The sequence below is a fragment of the Steroidobacter sp. genome (assembly GCF_016790065.1).
In the GTDB taxonomy this organism is placed as follows: Bacteria; Pseudomonadota; Gammaproteobacteria; order Steroidobacterales; family Steroidobacteraceae; genus Steroidobacter.
This window is the reverse complement of sequence record NZ_JAEUPY010000135.1, coordinates 1-2,734: the sequence shown is the minus strand read 5'-3', so window position 1 is coordinate 2,734 and position 2,734 is coordinate 1. Positions and strand designations below refer to the sequence as shown.

General features: G+C 57.9%; 3 protein-coding genes. 1 reads left to right on the top strand and 2 read right to left on the bottom strand.

Annotation, left to right across the window (positions count from 1 at the left end):
* Positions 1 to 447: 447 nt before the first annotated feature.
* Positions 448 to 768 (top strand): hypothetical protein, encoded by a 321-nt coding sequence (locus tag JNL55_RS05830; protein ID WP_293850583.1) that lies wholly within the window; start codon positions 448 to 450, stop codon positions 766 to 768.
* A gap of 5 nt (positions 769 to 773) precedes the next feature.
* Here the strand turns inward: JNL55_RS05830 and JNL55_RS05825 are convergent, their stop codons facing one another.
* Positions 774 to 2,144 (bottom strand): alpha/beta hydrolase-fold protein, encoded by a 1,371-nt coding sequence (locus JNL55_RS05825; RefSeq protein WP_293850580.1) that lies wholly within the window; start codon positions 2,142 to 2,144, stop codon positions 774 to 776.
* Positions 2,145 to 2,161: 17 nt separating this feature from the next.
* Positions 2,162 to 2,734 (bottom strand): TonB-dependent receptor domain-containing protein (locus JNL55_RS05820; protein ID WP_293850578.1); only part of this gene is annotated, 573 nt, incomplete at its 5' end.

Genomic DNA, 2,734 nt, shown 5'->3' with positions numbered 1-2,734 from the left:
TTAGACAACCGCTCGTCATCGACTCGCACGACGCGCTCGGAACGTCTACGAGCCGCTAAAGCAGCGCGCGTTCGCTACACATCAAAGTCTGCAGCTGTGCGTTCTCTACAAACAAGTCTCACAACGAGTATTGATCACTATAACTTTCAGTCTCGGGCCCACGGCGCTGTCCTATAAAACCTCTTGGATGCTTCATCGTGCGCATCACACCGTGCAAGCTAAAATGAGCATTTTGCTGATTTACGCAAACTTCTGCTCGTCAACGCTCAGCCATGTTATTAACATCTCGACTCATCGATATCACCGACGGATCGACTCAAGTTCTCAACGCCAAGATGCGCTACGCCATTCATCTGCCCTCGCTGAGCGGGAGCTTTATCGAACGTAACCAGCCACTCATTGAACGATTCGCGCCAACACCAACGCGGCGGTGATCCTACTCGTGCGATGAATGAGAATCCCCCTGAAGAAACGCGGGAGGAGCGCGAGAATTTTACCAAGCGCGCCGTCGCCGAAGTCTTGCGCACACGCATTTCGCGCCAACGGCTGCGTCAGACGAGGATCGCTGTCGAAAGCGGCATCAGCCGAACACATCTTCGAAGCCTACTTCGAGCGGAGAAGCAAATGTCGCTACTGATTTTTCTGGAGCTAAGCCATGCATTGCGCTTCGACGATCCCTGTCAGCTCCTGCGCGACGTTCTGAATCGTCGCCACCAACTGCTCGCCAAGCGCGACCGAGCGGCCTCAACTGATAATGCAACTGGATAACCGCACTACCGTCGCGTACCCATCAAACTGATCAACCCATCCGGAAAGCTCGCGCGCCAGTTGAGAAACGTATGGCCGCCCGTGAACTCCCGATAAGTCAACTCATAGCCTTTGGCTTGCAACACATCGCGTAGATGCCGGTTGCCGGACAGCATGGCATCGCCCTCCCACGTGCCCACATCGAGATAGAAACGCAGCGGCAGTTTCTTATCCTGAGCGAACTGCCGAGGCACCCACTCCTGCGGTGACATCTTCACCGCATCGAAAGTGCGCTGCTCAGGCGCCCACCAGAAGGAACCCGACTGTGACAGCACAGCACCGAACACCTCGGGATGATCGCGAGCGATCCAGGTCGCAGCGAGGCCGCCATAGCTCGCGCCAGCGATGATTGAGCGGGCTGGGTCCTTGGTCAGCCGAAGATCCTGCCGCAGCGTCGGGAGCAACTCTTCGACCAGAAAGCGGCCGAAGCGCTCATTGGGCGGCAGTTCGGCACTACGATGAGCGATATCGATTTGATCCACGAGAATCGCCACCAGCGGTGGAATGACACCGGCATCGATCATGTGATCGAGCAACTTCGGCACCTCCAGGGTGTGCAGGAACGAGCTGCCATCGAAGGCCAGCACGAATGGATAAGCCTTGCCGTTCGGCGAATAGCCCGGCGGCGTGTAAATGGTGATGGTGCGCGTGTTGCCGAGAATGCGGCTCTCGAAGTTTCGTGTCGTCACCTGACCGCGCGATGCCCCTGCCCGCGCGGTCAACCACGGCTCAGGCGGAGCCTCCGGTGCATCGGCATAGGACGCAATCTTCAGTTCGCCGCTATCGCCGTAGGCATCGAGGATCGACTTCAGCGCCAACGGATCACGGAAATACTCATAAGCAGTACCGTCGATGATGGGCACCGAATCACCGCTGGCTATGCCATTACTCTCGGGTTGCGATGACCAGCGATGCGGAGTGCGCCCCTGCGGCCACAAGAACCCGTAAGGAAAGCGCGCCGTGGATTCGATCCGATAGGTGCGATACCAAACGTCCGTGTCCTTCAGGCGGGAAAGCCGCGCAACCGTTTTGCCCTCAGCATCTCGATTGAACGGGGTATCGACCCCGATATTGAGCATCGCCCGCTCGTCCTCAGCGCGCCACACAAACGTAACGAACGTCTCGTGCGGCGATCCAGGCACAGGTTCGAACAGCGGCGTTCCAATGCGCTTCATCTCGCTCCAGAACGCAGCTGTCGCTTGCGAGTCACCGGACCGGATCGCCGCCTCCAATGCGGCGATCCGGGGGCTGCGCTGAATCTCCTGCGCCAGTAGCGGCTGGAACAGTGGCACGAGCCACGCGAGCATGAAGCCCACTAGCGAGCGTTTGAACGACATGATCTCAGCGCCCCGTTTCAATCTGCGAAGCGATAGTTCAAGCGCATGCCGAACATACGAGGCGGCGCATTCACCATCCGACCTCGGTAGCCACAGCAGATCGACGTGGAGCTGACGGAGGTGAAGTAGGCTTCATCGAACAGATTCTCGATGTACGCCGTCAAGTCCCAACGATCTCGCATCAAGGCAATGCTCAAGTCGGTGGTTTGAAACGACGGCAACTGGAAATTCGGATCGGGCAGGATCCGCGACTGTTGCACACTATCCTGATAGCGATGATCCAGTCGGAACGTCGCCACCGATTCCCCCATCGGCCGTGAGTAAATCGCCGAGGCGGAGGCAGTCCATGGACGCGCGTTGGGAATCCTCAGGCCGGCATAGTCACTGGCGATCTCGGTACCGGTATCGACCAAGGTGAGATCATCGATGATGGCTTTCACATAGCCCACCGCCGTCTCCAGCCGCAACTGCCGTGTGGCTTGAAACTGAGCCTCGAACTCGATGCCTTGCGAATGTGCCTTGCCGGCGTTGGTATCGTAGTAAATAGTGAACGGAAACGGATTGAGTTCGGATGAGACCGGCGCTTGGAT